The organism is Streptomyces sp. NBC_00667 (assembly GCF_036226825.1).
Lineage (GTDB): Bacteria > Actinomycetota > Actinomycetes > Streptomycetales > Streptomycetaceae > Streptomyces.
Genome location: NZ_CP109022.1, coordinates 4,333,849 through 4,348,610, shown reverse-complemented (window position 1 = coordinate 4,348,610; position 14,762 = coordinate 4,333,849). Strand labels below are relative to the sequence as shown.

General features: G+C 72.2%; 13 protein-coding genes. 9 read left to right on the top strand and 4 right to left on the bottom strand.

Annotation, left to right across the window (positions count from 1 at the left end; genetic code table 11):
• The first annotated feature begins 6 nt into the window (after positions 1–6).
• The 3 genes from xseA (at position 7) to OHA81_RS20325 (ending at position 2,259) form a co-directional block, all read left to right on the top strand.
• Positions 7–1,251, top strand: coding sequence for an exodeoxyribonuclease VII large subunit (xseA, locus tag OHA81_RS20335; RefSeq protein WP_329197927.1), 1,245 nt, complete (start codon positions 7–9; stop codon positions 1,249–1,251).
• 80 nt (positions 1,252–1,331) lie between these two features.
• Positions 1,332–1,571: an exodeoxyribonuclease VII small subunit gene (locus OHA81_RS20330; RefSeq protein ID WP_329197925.1), complete on the top strand. Its 240-nt coding sequence runs from the start codon at positions 1,332–1,334 to the stop codon at positions 1,569–1,571.
• A 97-nt stretch (positions 1,572–1,668) separates the two neighbouring features.
• The gene (locus tag OHA81_RS20325; protein ID WP_329197923.1) at positions 1,669–2,259 is read left to right on the top strand and encodes a malonic semialdehyde reductase; all 591 of its coding nucleotides are present in this window, start codon (positions 1,669–1,671) and stop codon (positions 2,257–2,259) included.
• Positions 2,260–2,405: 146 nt separating this feature from the next.
• Here OHA81_RS20325 and OHA81_RS20320 read toward each other — a convergent pair whose 3' ends face one another.
• Positions 2,406–2,924 (bottom strand): DUF4245 domain-containing protein, encoded by a 519-nt coding sequence (locus OHA81_RS20320; RefSeq protein WP_329202419.1) that lies wholly within the window; start codon positions 2,922–2,924, stop codon positions 2,406–2,408.
• A 225-nt stretch (positions 2,925–3,149) separates the two neighbouring features.
• On the opposite strand from OHA81_RS20320, the gene glpX reads away from it, so the two are divergent.
• Positions 3,150–4,181 carry a class II fructose-bisphosphatase gene (gene glpX, locus OHA81_RS20315; RefSeq protein ID WP_329197921.1) on the top strand — a complete coding sequence of 344 codons (1,032 nt, stop codon included), beginning with the start codon at positions 3,150–3,152 and terminating at the stop codon, positions 4,179–4,181.
• A gap of 132 nt (positions 4,182–4,313) precedes the next feature.
• Here glpX and OHA81_RS20310 read toward each other — a convergent pair whose 3' ends face one another.
• The gene (locus tag OHA81_RS20310) at positions 4,314–4,712 is read right to left on the bottom strand and encodes a WhiB family transcriptional regulator (protein ID WP_443056592.1); all 399 of its coding nucleotides are present in this window, start codon (positions 4,710–4,712) and stop codon (positions 4,314–4,316) included.
• Positions 4,713–4,955: 243 nt separating this feature from the next.
• Entirely contained in the window at positions 4,956–5,642 is a 687-nt protein-coding gene (locus tag OHA81_RS20305; RefSeq protein ID WP_329197919.1) for a DUF1707 SHOCT-like domain-containing protein, read from the bottom strand.
• A 170-nt stretch (positions 5,643–5,812) separates the two neighbouring features.
• On the opposite strand from OHA81_RS20305, the gene OHA81_RS20300 reads away from it, so the two are divergent.
• Together OHA81_RS20300 and OHA81_RS20295 are read left to right on the top strand one after the other, a co-directional pair.
• Positions 5,813–7,480, top strand: a complete 1,668-nt coding sequence (locus OHA81_RS20300; RefSeq protein ID WP_329197917.1) for a fumarate hydratase — start codon at positions 5,813–5,815, stop codon at positions 7,478–7,480.
• Between the two features lie 122 nt (positions 7,481–7,602).
• Positions 7,603–8,409 carry a glycerophosphodiester phosphodiesterase gene (locus OHA81_RS20295; RefSeq protein ID WP_329197916.1) on the top strand — a complete coding sequence of 269 codons (807 nt, stop codon included), beginning with the start codon at positions 7,603–7,605 and terminating at the stop codon, positions 8,407–8,409.
• Positions 8,410–8,459: 50 nt separating this feature from the next.
• Here the strand turns inward: OHA81_RS20295 and OHA81_RS20290 are convergent, their stop codons facing one another.
• Entirely contained in the window at positions 8,460–9,989 is a 1,530-nt protein-coding gene (locus tag OHA81_RS20290; RefSeq protein ID WP_329197915.1) for a ricin-type beta-trefoil lectin domain protein, read from the bottom strand.
• Between the two features lie 107 nt (positions 9,990–10,096).
• On the opposite strand from OHA81_RS20290, the gene OHA81_RS20285 reads away from it, so the two are divergent.
• The 3 genes from OHA81_RS20285 (at position 10,097) to OHA81_RS20275 (ending at position 14,714) form a co-directional block, all read left to right on the top strand.
• On the top strand, positions 10,097–11,512 hold the full coding sequence (locus OHA81_RS20285) for a class II fumarate hydratase (RefSeq protein WP_329197914.1): 1,416 nt from the start codon (positions 10,097–10,099) through the stop codon (positions 11,510–11,512).
• Between the two features lie 102 nt (positions 11,513–11,614).
• Positions 11,615–12,397 (top strand): cytidylyl-2-hydroxypropylphosphonate hydrolase, encoded by a 783-nt coding sequence (fomD, locus tag OHA81_RS20280; RefSeq protein WP_329197912.1) that lies wholly within the window; start codon positions 11,615–11,617, stop codon positions 12,395–12,397.
• A 229-nt stretch (positions 12,398–12,626) separates the two neighbouring features.
• Positions 12,627–14,714: a SpoIIE family protein phosphatase gene (locus OHA81_RS20275; RefSeq protein WP_329197910.1), complete on the top strand. Its 2,088-nt coding sequence runs from the start codon at positions 12,627–12,629 to the stop codon at positions 14,712–14,714.
• Positions 14,715–14,762: the final 48 nt, after the last annotated feature.

Genomic DNA, 14,762 nt, shown 5'->3' with positions numbered 1-14,762 from the left:
GCCTGCATGGGTCTGAATACGTCGGCCGAGGCGCCGCTGCCGGTCGGTCAGGTGTCCCGGCTCATCGGGAGCTGGATCGACCGGCTCGGTCAGGTGTGGGTGGAGGGGCAGATCACGCAGCTGTCCCGGCGGCCGGGGGCGGGGGTGGTCTTCCTGACGCTGCGCGACCCGTCGCAGGACATCTCGCTCAGCGTCACCTGCTTCCGGCAGGTCTACGACGATGTCGCGGACGCCGTTTCGGAGGGCGCGCGCGTCGTCGTACGGGCCAAGCCGGAGTGGTACGCGCCGCGCGGGCAGCTGTCGCTGCGGGCGACGGAGATACGGCCGGTCGGCATCGGTGAGCTGCTGGCGCGCCTGGAGAAACTCAAGCGCTCGCTGGCCGCCGAAGGCCTGTTCGCGCTGGACCGCAAGCGGCCGCTGCCGTTCCTGCCGCAGCTGATCGGGCTGGTCGTGGGCCGGGCGTCGGCGGCCGAGCGGGACGTGCTGGAGAACGCGCGGCGCCGGTGGCCGGCGGTCCGCTTCGAGGTGCGCAACGTCGCCGTGCAGGGGGTGAACGCGGTGCCGCAGGTGATCTCGGCGGTCAGGGAACTCGACGCCCTGGACGAGGTCGACGTGATCATCGTGGCGCGCGGCGGCGGCAGCGTGGAGGACCTGCTGCCGTTCTCCGACGAAGAGGTCGTACGGACGGTCGCGGCCGCCCGTACCCCCGTCGTCTCGGCGATCGGGCACGAGCCGGACTCCCCCCTGCTCGACCTGGTCGCGGACCTGCGGGCCTCCACGCCCACGGACGCGGCGAAGAAGGTGGTCCCGGACGTCGGCGAGGAGCTGGAGCGGGTGCGCCAGCTCCAGGACCGGGGACTGCGCGCGCTGCGCGGGCTGCTCGACCGGGAGGAGCGCGGGCTCGCCCATGCGCTCGGCCGGCCGGTGTTCGTCCACCCGCAGCGGATGGTGGAGACCCGGGAGGCGGAGGTGGAGGCCCTGCTGGCGCGCAGCCGGCGGACGCTGGGGCACCTGCTGGACCGGGCGGAGTCGGAGCTCACCCACACCCGGGCCCGGGTCGTGGCGCTGTCCCCGGCGGCGACCCTGGAGCGCGGGTACGCGGTGCTCCAGCGGGCCGACGGGCACGTGGTGCGCTCGCCGGAGGACGTCGCGGCGGGGGACGCACTGCGCGCGAGGGTGGCGGCCGGGGAGTTCTCCGTACGCGTGGCGGGCGCGCAGGCGGGACGAGAGCCGGCCGTGGACGCCGATTGACGGGTGCCGGCCCACCGCAGGATCCGCTGCACCGGAAATCAAGCAGGACCCGAGTCGATGCACAGAAAGTGGTACTGGGAATGACTGAGGCCGATACGGCGCTGGGCTACGAGCAGGCCCGGGACGAGCTCATCGAGGTCGTCCGCAAGCTGGAGGCCGGCGGCACCTCGCTGGAGGACTCGCTCGCGCTCTGGGAGCGGGGCGAGGAGCTGGCGAAGGTGTGCCGGCACTGGCTCGAAGGCGCGCGGGCGCGGCTCGATTCGGCGCTCGCCGGGCGCGACCGGGCCGAGGACGGCGTCGAGGGCGGCAGCGCCGAGTGATCCCGGTCACCCCGAGCCAATTTAGTTGAAAATTCATCTATCTCTGCGTAGAGTCGGAGACATCGCGCTCCACCTCCGCATGGAAGAAGGCTTTCCGATGTCTCTCGTTCTCGACGCCGCCGCTCAGGACCTGCTGTTCCGCGAGGCCCGTACCGCCAACACCTTCTCGGACGAGCCGGTGACCGAGGAGCAGGTCCAGGCGATCTACGACCTGGTGAAGTACGGCCCCACCGCGTTCAACCAGACGCCGCTGCGCATCACCCTGGTCCGCTCCCCCGAGGCCCGCGAGCGCCTCGTGAAGCACATGGCCGAGGGCAACCAGGCCAAGACCGCCTCCGCCCCGCTGGTCGCGATCCTCTCCGCCGACAACGAGTTCCACGAGGAGCTGCCGCAGCTGCTCCCGCACTTCCCGCAGGCCAAGGACGCCTTCTTCTCCGAGCGCCCGGTCCGCGAGCAGGCCGCCCTGCTGAACGCCGCGCTGCAGGCCGGCTACTTCATCATCGGCGTCCGCGCCGCAGGTCTGGCCGCCGGCCCGATGACGGGTCTGGACTTCGCCGGTGTCCAGAAGGAGTTCCTGGACGCCGACCACACCCCGCTGATGGTCGTCAACATCGGCAAGCCGGGCGAGGACGCCTGGTTCCCGCGCTCGCCGCGCCTGGAGTTCGACCAGGTCATCACGACCGTCTGAGCCCGGCCCCGCAGCAACGCCAGAGGCCGCCCACCCCGGATCCCGGAGTGGGCGGCCTCTCGCACGTCCGTCGGGGCGGCCGCCCCACACGTCGGCCGGCCCGGCTGCAACTACCCGCCGGCGCGGCTGCTGCTGCCGGGGGGCGGCTACTGCCCCTGCTTGTACTCCAGCGCCGCCGCCATCGCGCCGAGCTTCTCGAAGGAGACCGTCCCCGTCACCACCGTGACGTGACCCTGCTCCTGGCGCACCAGCGCGTCGTACTTGTCGCCGTCCCAGCGCTCCCAGCTCTGGTCCCCGACCTGCTGCGACTGCCCGGTCGGCTTCGCCTGCTGGGTCACCTTGGCGACGTTCTTCGCGGAGGCGTCACTGGACTGCTCCACCGCCACGTACTGCTTGTCCGGGTCGAGGAAGCCCAGGTGCCAGGCGTTGGCGTTCTTGCGCTCGAAGGACACGGAGGTCGCCCGCCACTCGGCCGGCAGCCCCACGGGCGCCGCGACCGGGTACGGAGCCGCGCGCCGGGCCGTCGCCGTCTCCACCCGGTAGTCGACCACGTGCGTCGGGTCGGCGTTCTCGTCATGCGGGACGAACATGTAGACCCCCGCCACGACGACACCGATCACCGCCAGCGACCGGACCATGTCCAAGACCGTCTGCTTGCCCTTCATACCTGCCACGGCTCCATAGTCCCGCATGGGCGGGAGCGATCACCGCCGGGGTAGGGCGCGGCGACCTGGCGAAGCTGCTCGGCAAGGCGCAAGATGTCCGCTCAGGCCAACACCCTGACCGATATTCCGCTCATACGTGACCCGCTCTGCTCAATATGTCGACGTACCGATAGAGTTCCAGCACCCTCACATCCCGGCCGTCGTCGTACAGAAAGGTGCGCTCCGATGACCGAGCACAACCTGCCGCCCCAGCTCGAAGTCTCCCCGGAGGCCCCCGACCGCAACCTCGCCCTGGAACTCGTCCGGGTCACCGAAGCCGCCGCCATGGCCGCCGGCCGCTGGGTGGGCCGTGGCGACAAGCTCGGCGCGGACGGCGCGGCGGTCAACGCCATGCGCACCCTGATCTCCACCGTCTCGATGAACGGCGTCGTCGTCATCGGCGAGGGCGAGAAGGACGAAGCCCCGATGCTCTTCAACGGCGAGCAGGTCGGCGACGGCACGGGCGCCGAGGTCGACATCGCCGTGGACCCGATCGACGGCACCACCCTGAACGCCAAGGGCATGCCGAACGCCATCGCCGTCCTGGCCGCCGCCGACCGCGGCACCATGTTCGACCCGTCGGCGGTCTTCTACATGGAGAAGCTGGTCACCGGCCCCGAGGCCGCCGACTTCGTCGACATCAACGCGCCCGTTTCGGTCAACATCCGCCGGGTCGCCAAAGCCAAGAACATGGCCGTCGAGGACGTCACCGTGGTCATCCTCGACCGCCCCCGCCACGAGGGCATCGTCAAGGAGATCCGCGAGACCGGCGCCCGCATCAAGTTCATCTCGGACGGCGACGTCGCGGGCTCGGTCATGGCCGTGCGCGAGGGCACCGGCGTCGACCTCCTCCTCGGCATCGGCGGCACCCCCGAGGGCATCATCTCGGCCTGCGCCATCAAGTGCCTGGGCGGAACCATCCAGGGCAAGCTGTGGCCGAAGGACGACGCCGAGCGCCAGAAGGCCATCGACGCCGGACACGACCTGGACCGCGTCCTGCACACCAACGACCTGGTGTCCGGCGACAACGTCTTCTTCGTCGCCACCGGCATCACGGACGGCGAGCTGCTGCGCGGCGTCCACTACCGCTCCGAGACCGCGACCACGTCCTCGCTGGTCATGCGGTCGAAGTCGGGCACGATCCGGCAGATCGACTCCACCCACCGGCTGTCGAAGCTGCGCGCCTACAGCGCGATCGACTTCCACCACGCCCGGTAGGAGCGTGCGGCCGGCAGCCGACGCGCGTGGGGCGGTCCTCCTGGTGGAGGACCGCCCCACGCGCGTGCTGTCCGCTCACGTTCCTTCGTACGCCCACGTCCGGAAGGGGCACACCGCCTCGGCGGCCCCGGCTCACCCCGCGGCCGCGACCGGGCCCGCCCCGCCGCTCTGGCGCAGTTCCGCCGACCGGCGCCGCCGCCGGGCCAGTACGACGCGCCGCTCGGCCGCGGTCAGTCCGCCCCACACCCCGTAGGGCTCGGGCTGCAGGAGTGCGTGTTCCCGGCAGGCGACCATCACCGGACACCGCGCGCAGACCCGCTTGGCGGCCTCCTCACGGGCGAGCCGCGCCGCGGTGGGCTCCTTGGAGGGGGCGAAGAACAGCCCCGCCTCGTCCCTGCGGCACACCGCCTCCGCATGCCATGGACCGTCCTCTTCCCTCGCCGGCACCCGCGGCCTCGGCACGGCGGACGGACGCGCCTGGAGCGTCTTGACGGCGGCTACCTGCAGGGACTGATGCGGCGGATGCGGCACGGTCTACTCCTGACGACGTATACGCGAGCGAGAGACGATGCGTCAGTCCCTACCCGCTGTGCGTGCCCCTAAGCACTGCGTGCCGCGCGTCGGCCGCTCCACCGAACTTCGACCGAAACGCGTCCCTCCGCCCCCACGGGTGCCGGTCCGCACGCGTGCCCGTCCGTACGCGTTCCCGTCCGTAGGCGTGCCGGTCCGCACGCCTCCCGGACCACAGGCGTGCCGGTCCTCGGGCCGCAGCGTTCAGGCGCCCAGCCGCCCGCGCAGCTTGCGCGCGAGGTCCGTGACCCGCGAGCCGCGCTTGGGCCGGGCCTCGATGTTGCCCAGCAGTGCGAAGCCGCGCACGATCACCACCGGCGCCTGCGGGTCGGCCCCCGCGGCGCTCTCGTCGGTCACCTCGAAGTTGCCGAGCACGCCGCCGCCGTAGCCGCGCAGCGTCACGTTCTCCGGGACGACGATGTCGACGTTGCCGAGGACGCAGCTCACGTTGATCTCGGTGACCTGCTGCTCGAACACCGCCTCGGTCAGGTCGAGGGAGACGTCGCCGAGGACCGAGATCGCCCGGATGTGCGCGCCCGGGCGCCAGCGGCCCTTGCGCGCGGCGGAACTGCAGACGGCCAGCACCGTCTCCGCCGCGGCGCCCTGCGGGCCGGCGGCGGGAGAGGGCGGCGGCGCGCTCGCCGCGGGCAGCCGGGCAGCGCCGTGTGCCGCCGGGAGGTCGCGTACGAGCACGTCCAGCTCCCCGACGGTCTTCACGGCGTAGAGGGAGTCCAGGCGGCCGGAGTGCTCCTCGGCGGTCAGCCGGCCTTCGGCCAGGGCGTCGGCGAGGATCTGTGCGATCCGGTCCCGGTCGGCGTCGGAGGCGCGCAGCCCGACGACCGGGGGGACGGCGGGCGCGGCAGGGGCGGCGGGGTGCTTTTCCAGGTCCACACCGCCAGCATAACGAAACACGATAGATCGCGATACTCCCCGAGTCGCGAGCGTCGGCGCGGCCCAGTGAGCCTTACCTCACAAGCACAGCCGTCCGGGGAGGTCCTACGCTGGTGGACTGCGCTGCCAATTGGTCGTCAGTGCTGTCTGCCGAGTGAGGAATGGCCACGATGCCGGAGTTCGCGTACACCGACCTGCTGCCCTTGGGCGAGGACACCACCCCCTACCGGCTGGTGACCTCCGAAGGCGTCTCCACCTTCGAGGCCGACGGCCGTACGTTCCTCAAGGTCGAGCCCGAGGCGCTGCGCAAGCTCGCCGAAGAGGCCATCCACGACATCCAGCACTTCCTGCGCCCCGCGCACCTCGCGCAGCTGCGCCGCATCATCGACGACCCCGAGGCCTCCTCGAACGACAAGTTCGTCGCCCTCGACCTGCTCAAGAACGCGAACATCGCGGCCGCCGGCGTGCTCCCCATGTGCCAGGACACCGGCACCGCGATCGTGATGGGCAAGCGCGGCCAGAACGTCCTGACCGAGGGCGGCGACGAGGCGGCCCTCTCGCGCGGCATCTACGACGCGTACACGCGCCTGAACCTGCGCTACTCGCAGATGGCCCCGCTCACCATGTGGGAGGAGAAGAACACCGGCTCGAACCTGCCCGCGCAGATCGAGCTGTACGCGACCGACGGCGGCGCGTACAAGTTCCTCTTCATGGCGAAGGGCGGCGGCAGCGCCAACAAGTCCTTCCTGTACCAGGAGACCAAGGCGGTCCTCAACGAGGGCTCCATGATGAAGTTCCTGGAAGAGAAGATCCGCTCGCTGGGTACGGCGGCCTGCCCGCCCTACCACCTGGCGATCGTGGTCGGCGGCACGTCGGCGGAGCACGCGCTCAAGACGGCCAAGTACGCCTCGGCCCACTACCTGGACGAGCTGCCCACCGAAGGCTCCCCCCTCGGCCACGGCTTCCGCGACCTCGACCTCGAACAGCAGGTCTTCGAGCTGACGCAGAAGATCGGCATCGGCGCGCAGTTCGGCGGCAAGTACTTCTGCCACGACGTGCGCGTGGTCCGGCTGCCGCGCCACGGCGCGTCCCTGCCGGTCGCCATCGCCGTCTCCTGCTCGGCCGACCGCCAGGCGGTCGCGAAGATCACCGCCGAGGGCGTCTTCCTGGAGCAGCTGGAGCGCGACCCGGCCCGCTTCCTGCCCGACACCACGGACGAGCACCTCGCCGAATCGGCGGACGTCGTCTCCATCGACCTGAACCAGCCGATGGACGAGATCCTGGCGACCCTGACCAAGCACCCGGTCAAGACCCGCCTGAGCCTGACCGGCCCGCTGGTCGTGGCGCGCGACATCGCGCACGCCAAGATCAAGGAACGGCTGGACGCGGGCGAGGGCATGCCGCAGTACCTCAAGGACCACCCGGTCTACTACGCCGGCCCCGCCAAGACCCCCGAGGGCTACGCCTCCGGCTCCTTCGGCCCGACCACGGCCGGACGCATGGACTCCTACGTCGAGCAGTTCCAGGCGGCGGGCGGTTCGAAGGTCATGCTGGCCAAGGGCAACCGCTCGCAGCAGGTGACGGACGCCTGCGGTACGCACGGCGGCTTCTACCTCGGCTCGATCGGCGGCCCGGCGGCGCGCCTGGCGCAGGACTGCATCAAGAAGGTCGAGGTCCTGGAGTACGAGGAGCTCGGCATGGAGGCGGTCTGGAAGATCGAGGTCGAGGACTTCCCGGCCTTCATCGTCGTCGACGACAAGGGCAACGACTTCTTCCAGAACCCCGCCCCGGAGCCCACCTTCACCCACATCCCGGTCCGCGGCCCGGGCCTGGGCTGACCACCTCGCTGCGCCCCGCCCGTCGTGGGCGGGGCGCAGCCGTGTGGTGGGGCGGGGGTCGGTTAACGTCGGGGTGGCGGGGAGGCGGCTTCCCGTTCACTCCGGTTCGCAAGGATCCCCGTATGACTGTGACGTCTTCCCACCGCACCGGTCGCACGGTGCGGGTCATCGCCCATCGCGGGGCTTCGTTCGCGCATCCCGAGCACACGCTGGCCGCCTACCGGCAGGCCATTGCCGACGGGGCCGACGCGCTGGAGTGCGACGTGCGGCTGAGCGCCGACGGGCGGCTGGTGTGCGTGCACGACCGGCGGGTGGAGCGGACGTCGGACGGGCGCGGGGTCGTTTCCGCGATGTCCTACGAGGAGCTGGCCGCGCTCGACTTCGGCCGGTGGAAGGGCGAGGAGCACCGTGGGGCGCAGGTGCTGCTCTTCGAGGACCTGCTCAAGGAGGCGCTGGGCGCCGGGCGGCCCGTCGGGCTGGCCGTCGAGACCAAGCACCCCACCCGCGCCGGCGGCCGGCTGGAGACCGAGCTCGTACGGGTGCTCAAGGAGCACGGGCTGGCCGACGGCAAGGACGGCCTCGTCGAGGTGATGAGCTTTTCGCGGACCGCCCTGACCCGGTTGCACCGGCTCGCGCCCGGCCTTCCCGCCGTGTACCTGATCGAGCGGACGCTCCGCCCCCCGCGCCCGCCGTACGCCACGCACGCGGGCCCGGGCATCGACCTGGTGCGGCGCGATCCGGGGCTGGTGGGGCGGCTGCGGGCCAAGGGGCTCGCGGTGCGGGTGTGGACGGTCGACGAGCCCGAGGACGTGGAGCTGTGCCTGCGCCTGGGCGTGGACACGCTGATCACCAACCGGCCCCGGCAGGTACGGGAGCTCGTGGAGCGACTGGAGGGGCTGGAGGGGCTGGAGGGGCTGGAGCGGCGGTGAAGGACACCCGGCCGGGGACCGGCCGGGTGTGGGGGGTGTACGGGGACGGGTCAGACGAAGCGCTGGCCGGGCGAGCCGTTGCAGGTCTGCAGGCGCAGCGGTTCGTGCGGGGCGGCGACGGTCAGGCACATGCCGGTGGCGGCCGCCGGGCGCAGGGTGGCGCCGTCACGGACGAACTGCTGGTTCGCTCCGCCGTGGCAGTTGTAGATGATCAGGGCGGTGCCGTTGCCGTAGTTGGCGCCGGGTGCGTCCAGGCAGCGGTCCTGCGTCAGTTCGGTGTGCAGGGCCTTGCGGGTGGTGTCGTACCACCAGCCCTGGTTGCGGCCGCCGTGGCAGTCCCAGCCCACAACCTTGGTGTCGTTGGCGCTGGACCCGCCGAAGGTGTCCAGGCAGTTGCCGGTCGCCTCGTTCTTGAGGGGCCGGTAAAGGGAGTCCCAGGCGCCGGCGGTCAGGACCGGGGTGCCCGTGCTCGCCGGGTCGGCGCAGGAGGCTTCGCGCAGGCCGGAGTCGTAGAGCTGGGTCAGACAGGAGGCGAAGGCGCCGTGGCCCCGGTAGTTGGGGTGGAAGGACTGCCGGGCGGTGTTCTCGTCCCACGGGAAGTGGTCCCCGAGGTCGAGGTAGAGGCCGCGGGCCCAGGCGTCCTCCATGCACACCTCGTGGCCGTGGAAGAGCCGCGAGTTGTCCAGGTAAGTGGCGCCGGAGGCGAGGGCCGCCTCGCGCATGCCCTTCTCGAACGTGGGTACCGCGTAGTTGCGGCCCCAGGCGGCGTCGGAGTCGTAGCCGGCGCATCCTCCGGGGAGCTTGCCGGGGAAGCCGGGGTTGTCGTTGAAGTCGGGGCCGATGGGGCTCGGGTAGCCCATGACCACCAGTTTGTAGTCGGAGTCGGCGTAGCCGGCTTGGCGCATGACCGTCTTGAGGTCGGCGACGGTGGCCTCCACCTTGGGCTTGAGGCCGTCGACGCGGGCCTGCCAGCCGGGGCCGTACTTGGGCTCGCAGGCGCCCTGGCTGAGGACCCAGCGGGTGACGCAGTCCGTCATCACGGGGCCGAACTGGAGGTCGTCGTTGGCGCCGGCGACCAGCAGCACCATCTTGATGCGGGTGTTGCGGGCCTTGATGGCGAGGTTGTCGCTCTGGACCAGCTCGTCGGGGTACTGCTTGCTGCCGCCGATCCGGATGTTGCCGGTGTACCCGCCCGAGCAGGCGACGTTGAAGGTGAGGTCGGCCGGGATGCCGGTGCGGTGGATCGCCGAGTCCGGCGAGCGGTGGCACTGGTTGGCGGACGTGTTGGTGGCGGGGTCGTAGTTGCCGACGCCCTCGCCCGAGATCTCGCTGTCCCCGAGCGAGATCAGGCCGGTTTTGCGGTCGGCCACCGGGCGGACGGCCGGGTCCCCGTAGATCTTGGTGGCCTCGGCCGCCCGGATGGCCTCCAGTTCGGGCGACAGGGGGGTGGCGGCCGGTCCGGCGGCGGGTGCCGCCTGGGCCAGGGGGGTGATGGCGGTGACGCCCCCGAGGGCGGCCGCGATCGCCGCGACGGCGGCGACGGTAGATCTGAGCCTGGGTTTCGTACGTGCACGTGCCATGAACGCCTCCCCGATATCAGTGTTACCCCCGGTATTTACTGGCCGGTAGGGGAGTTGGGAACACTTCTAACAAGACAATTGCTCAACTTTTTGAGGAGACAACGAACATGACCGACGATCAGCAGCCCACGGACAGCGCCGCCGAGTTCCGGATCGAGCACGACTCCATGGGTGAGGTACGGGTCCCCGCACACGCCAAATGGCGGGCCCAGACGCAGCGCGCGGTGGAGAACTTCCCCGTGTCCGGCCAGCGGCTGGAGCGCGCCCACATCGCCGCACTGGCCCGCGTCAAGGCCGCGGCCGCGCTGGTGAACGCCCGGCTCGGCGTCCTGGACGAGGACGTCGCCGGGGCGATCCGCTCCGCCGCCGAGGAGGTCGCCGACGGCCGCTGGGACGAGCACTTCCCCGTGGACGTGTTCCAGACCGGCTCGGGGACCTCGTCCAACATGAACACCAACGAGGTCATCGCCACGCTGGCGAGCGAGCGGCTCGGCCGCCCGGTGCACCCCAACGACCACGTCAACGCATCGCAGAGCTCCAACGACGTCTTCCCCTCCTCCGTGCACATCGCGGCGACCGCCGCCGTCACCGGTGAGCTGATCCCGGCACTGGAACACCTCGCCGCCGCGCTGGAGCGCAAGTCCGCGGAGTTCGCGGAGGTGGTCAAGGCCGGGCGTACGCACCTGATGGACGCGACCCCGGTCACCCTGGGCCAGGAGTTCGGCGGGTACGCCGCCCAGGTGCGCCACGGCGTCGAGCGGTTGCGCGCGGCCCTGCCCCGGCTCGCCGAACTCCCCCTGGGCGGGACGGCGGTGGGTACCGGGATCAACACCCCGCCCGGGTTCTCCGCCGCGGTGATCGCGGAGGTGGCCGCCGCGACGGGGCTGCCGCTGACCGAGGCGCGGGACCACTTCGAGGCCCAGGGCGCCCGGGACGCGCTGGTGGAGACCTCGGGGATGCTCCGTACGGTCGCCGTCTCCCTCACCAAGATCTGCAACGACCTGCGCTGGATGGCTTCGGGTCCGCGCACCGGATTGGCCGAAATCAATCTCCCGGATCTCCAGCCGGGGTCCTCGATCATGCCGGGGAAGGTCAATCCGGTCATCCCGGAGGCCGTCCTGATGGTCGCCGCGCAGGTGACGGGCAACGACGCGGCGGTCGCCGTGGCGGGCGCGTCCGGCAACTTCGAGCTCAACGTGATGATCCCGCTGATGGCCCGGAACCTGCTCGAATCGATCCGGCTGCTGGGCAACGCGAGCCGGCTGCTGGCCGACCGGACGGTGGACGGGATCACCGCCAACTCCGAGCGGGCCAGGGAGTACGCGGAATCCTCGCCCTCGGTGGTGACCCCGCTGAACCGCTACATCGGCTACGAGGAGGCCGCCAAGGTGGCCAAGCGGGCCCTGGCCGAACGCAAGACGATCCGGGAGGTCGTCCTCGAATCCGGCTACGTCGAGCAGGGCGCGCTCACCCTCGCCCAGCTGGACGAGGCGCTGGACGTGCTGCGCATGACCCGGCCCTGAACACCCGGGGGGCGGGGGCCGGATCCGGTCGTTTCCCGTCCCCGGACGAGGCCGTGACCTGCACCGCAGCACAGGGGCGGGCCCCCGCCCTAAGATCTGCGCATGACAGGTACCGCAGGCCGCGGGGACGGCGGCGCGCACGGCCCCGCGCAGGACGTCACGCACGGCAGGACGCACGGCGGCGCACAGGGCGGCCCGAACGACGGGGCGCCCGACGGGGCGTCGGACGCGCGCTGGGCGCCCGGGGAACAGATCCTGTGGCGCTACCGCGACCACGCCCCGGCCCGCGCGGCGGGCCCGGTCCACATCTGCCGGCCGGTGACGGTGGTGCAGGACACCGCCGAGCTGCTGGCGGTGTGGATGGCGCCCGGCACCGAATGCGTCAAGCCGGTGCTCGCCGACGGCACCCCGGTGCACCAGGAACCCCTCGCCACCCGCTACACCGCGCCCCGGACCACCGTGCGCTCGCGCTGGTTCGGGGCGGGGGTGCTGAAACTGGCCCGGCCCGGGGAGCCGTGGTCGGTGTGGCTGTTCTGGGAACACGGCTGGCGGTTCAAGAACTGGTACGTCAACCTGGAGGAGCCCCTGACCCGTTGGGCGGGCGGGGTGGACTCCGTGGACCACTTCCTCGACATCTGCGTGTACCCCGACCGCAGCTGGGTGTGGCGCGACGAGGACGAGTTCGCGCAGGCGCGGCGGGTCGGGCTGGTGGACCCCCCGCTGGCGCGCCGGGTGGAGGACGCGGGCCGCGCCGCCGTGGAGACCGTCAAGGAGTGGGGCCCTCCGTTCCGCGACGGCTGGCAGGACTGGCGCCCCGATCCACGTTGGCCGGTTCCGGTACTGCCGGAGGACTGGGACCGCACCCCGGCGCATATGACGTCATGAGACCCTTGATGCGCCCCCGGGGTTCAACCGTAGGATCGTCCTCCGCCGGGCTCGACATCCGTAATCGACGTGCCGCGCAGGGGACTTGGCGCCGGACCGACGCGAGGTGAGGTAACGAGCGGGACGCGGAACCGCGGGGTGGTGGTGCCCCTGCCGCTGAGCGGGTATACCGCGACTGAACCGAGTTGAGTGCAGCGCACATCGAGCGCAAACGGACGGAAATCCACGCGTGACGGAGTACCCCACCTCCCAGGAGGGCCCGCAGCCCGTCGCCTCCGGCGGAGGTACGGACGACGCCGGCCACGGCAAGGCCCCGATCGTGGCCGCCGAGGCCGTGCGCACGCATGCGCAGAACGCGGCCGGTGACCCGGACGGCGCCCGCGCGCCCGGCCGTTCCGCCGGACTGCCCCGGCCCAGGGGCGGCAGCGCCGGCAAAGGCGGCGGCAGCGGTATGGGAGGCGGCGCCCGTCCGGCCCTCGACGGGACGTCCGCGGTGAGCGGCGCGGGCGCCGCCGGGGCCGGTTCCGGCGGACCGGGCGGCGCCGGGACGACGGAGGTCACCGCCTCGCGCCGCGAGGGCGACCGGCTGCGCTTCGTCGGCGCGGCCACCCGCAGGATCGCGCGCGGCATCGACCTGGACGAGATCGTGCTCGGCCTGTGCCGGGCCACCGTGCCGACGTTCTCCGACGCCATCCTCGTCTACCTGCGCGATCCCCTGCCGGTCGGCGACGAACGTCCCGTCGGCCCGGTCGTCTTAAGGCTGCGCCGCACCGACCGGCTCCGGCCCCTGGACGACCTGACGGGCGGCGAGTTCGCCGGGGCGGCCGGGTCGGGCGGCGAACTCGATTTCAGCCGGCTGCCGCTGGTCGGCCCGCAGGGTGACCTGCCCGCGTCCGAGCTGTGCGAGATCCGGCCGGGCGGCCCGCTCGCCGAGGTGCTGCGCGGCGTCCGCCCCGTGTTCGGCTCCTCCGTCGCCGCGAACGACGCCCTGTCGGAGCTGCTGGGCGGCGACCACCCCGTACCGCGCGGGCAGCGGGCGATCCTCGCGCCGCTGCGCGGGCGGCGCCGGGTGATCGGCGCGGCGGTGTTCCTGCGTACCCCCGAGCGGCCCGCCTTCGAGACCAACGACCTGCTGGTGGCGGCCCAGCTGGCCACGCACACCGCGCTCGGCATCGACAAGGCGGTGCTGTACGGCCGCGAGGCGTACATCGCCGACGAACTCCAGCGCACCATGCTCCCCGACAGCCTCCCCCAGCCCACCGGGGTCCGCCTCGCCTCCCGGTACCTGCCGGCCGCCGAGACGGCCCGGGTCGGCGGCGACTGGTACGACGCCATACCGCTGCCCGGCAGCCGCGTCGCGCTGGTCGTCGGTGACGTCATGGGCCACTCCATGACCTCCGCCGCGATCATGGGGCAGCTCCGCACCACCGCGCAGACCCTGGCGCAGCTCGACCTGCCGCCCGCGGAGGTCCTGCACCACCTGGACGAGCAGGCCCAGCGCCTGGGTTCCGACCGGATGGCGACCTGCCTCTACGCGGTCTACGACCCCGTCTCGCACCGGATCACCATCGCCAACGCCGGTCACCCCCCGCCGGTGCTCCTGCACCTGGGCGGCCGCGCGGAGGTGCTGCGCGTACCGCCGGGCGCCCCCATCGGCGTCGGCGGCGTGGACTTCGAGGCGGTGGAGCTGGACGCCCCGGCCGGGGCCACCTTGCTGCTGTACACCGACGGGCTGGTGGAGTCCCGGCTCCGCGACGTCTGGACCGGCATCGAGCAGCTGCGGGAGCGGCTGGCCACCACCGCGCAGCTGACCGGCGTGGACCACCCGCCGCCGCTGGAGGCGCTGTGCGACGACGTGCTGGACATGCTCGGCCCCGGCGACCGGGACGACGACATCGCGCTGCTGGCGGCCCGCTTCGACGGGATCGCGCCCAGTGACGTGGCGTACTGGTTCCTGGACCCGGAGGAGACCGCTCCGGGCCGGGCCCGCCGCTTCGCCCGCCGCGCGCTCGCCCGTTGGGGTCTGGAGGAGCTCCAGGACTCCCTCGAACTGCTGGTCAGCGAGGTGGTGACGAACGCCGTCCGGTACGCGGAGCGGCCCGTGACGCTGCGCCTGCTGCGGACGGACGTGCTGCGCTGCGAGGTCGGCGACGACTCACCGCAGCTGCCGCGCCAGCGCCGGGCCCGGGACACGGACGAGGGCGGCCGTGGCCTGTTCCTGGTAAACCGGATGGCCCGCCGATGGGGTGCCACCCGGCTGAGCAGCGGAAAGGTCGTGTGGTTCGAACTCACGCTGCCGCGCGGCGACGCGGGCTGAGCCGCCTCGGCCACGACACGGCGCCGACAGGACACCCCCGACACGACA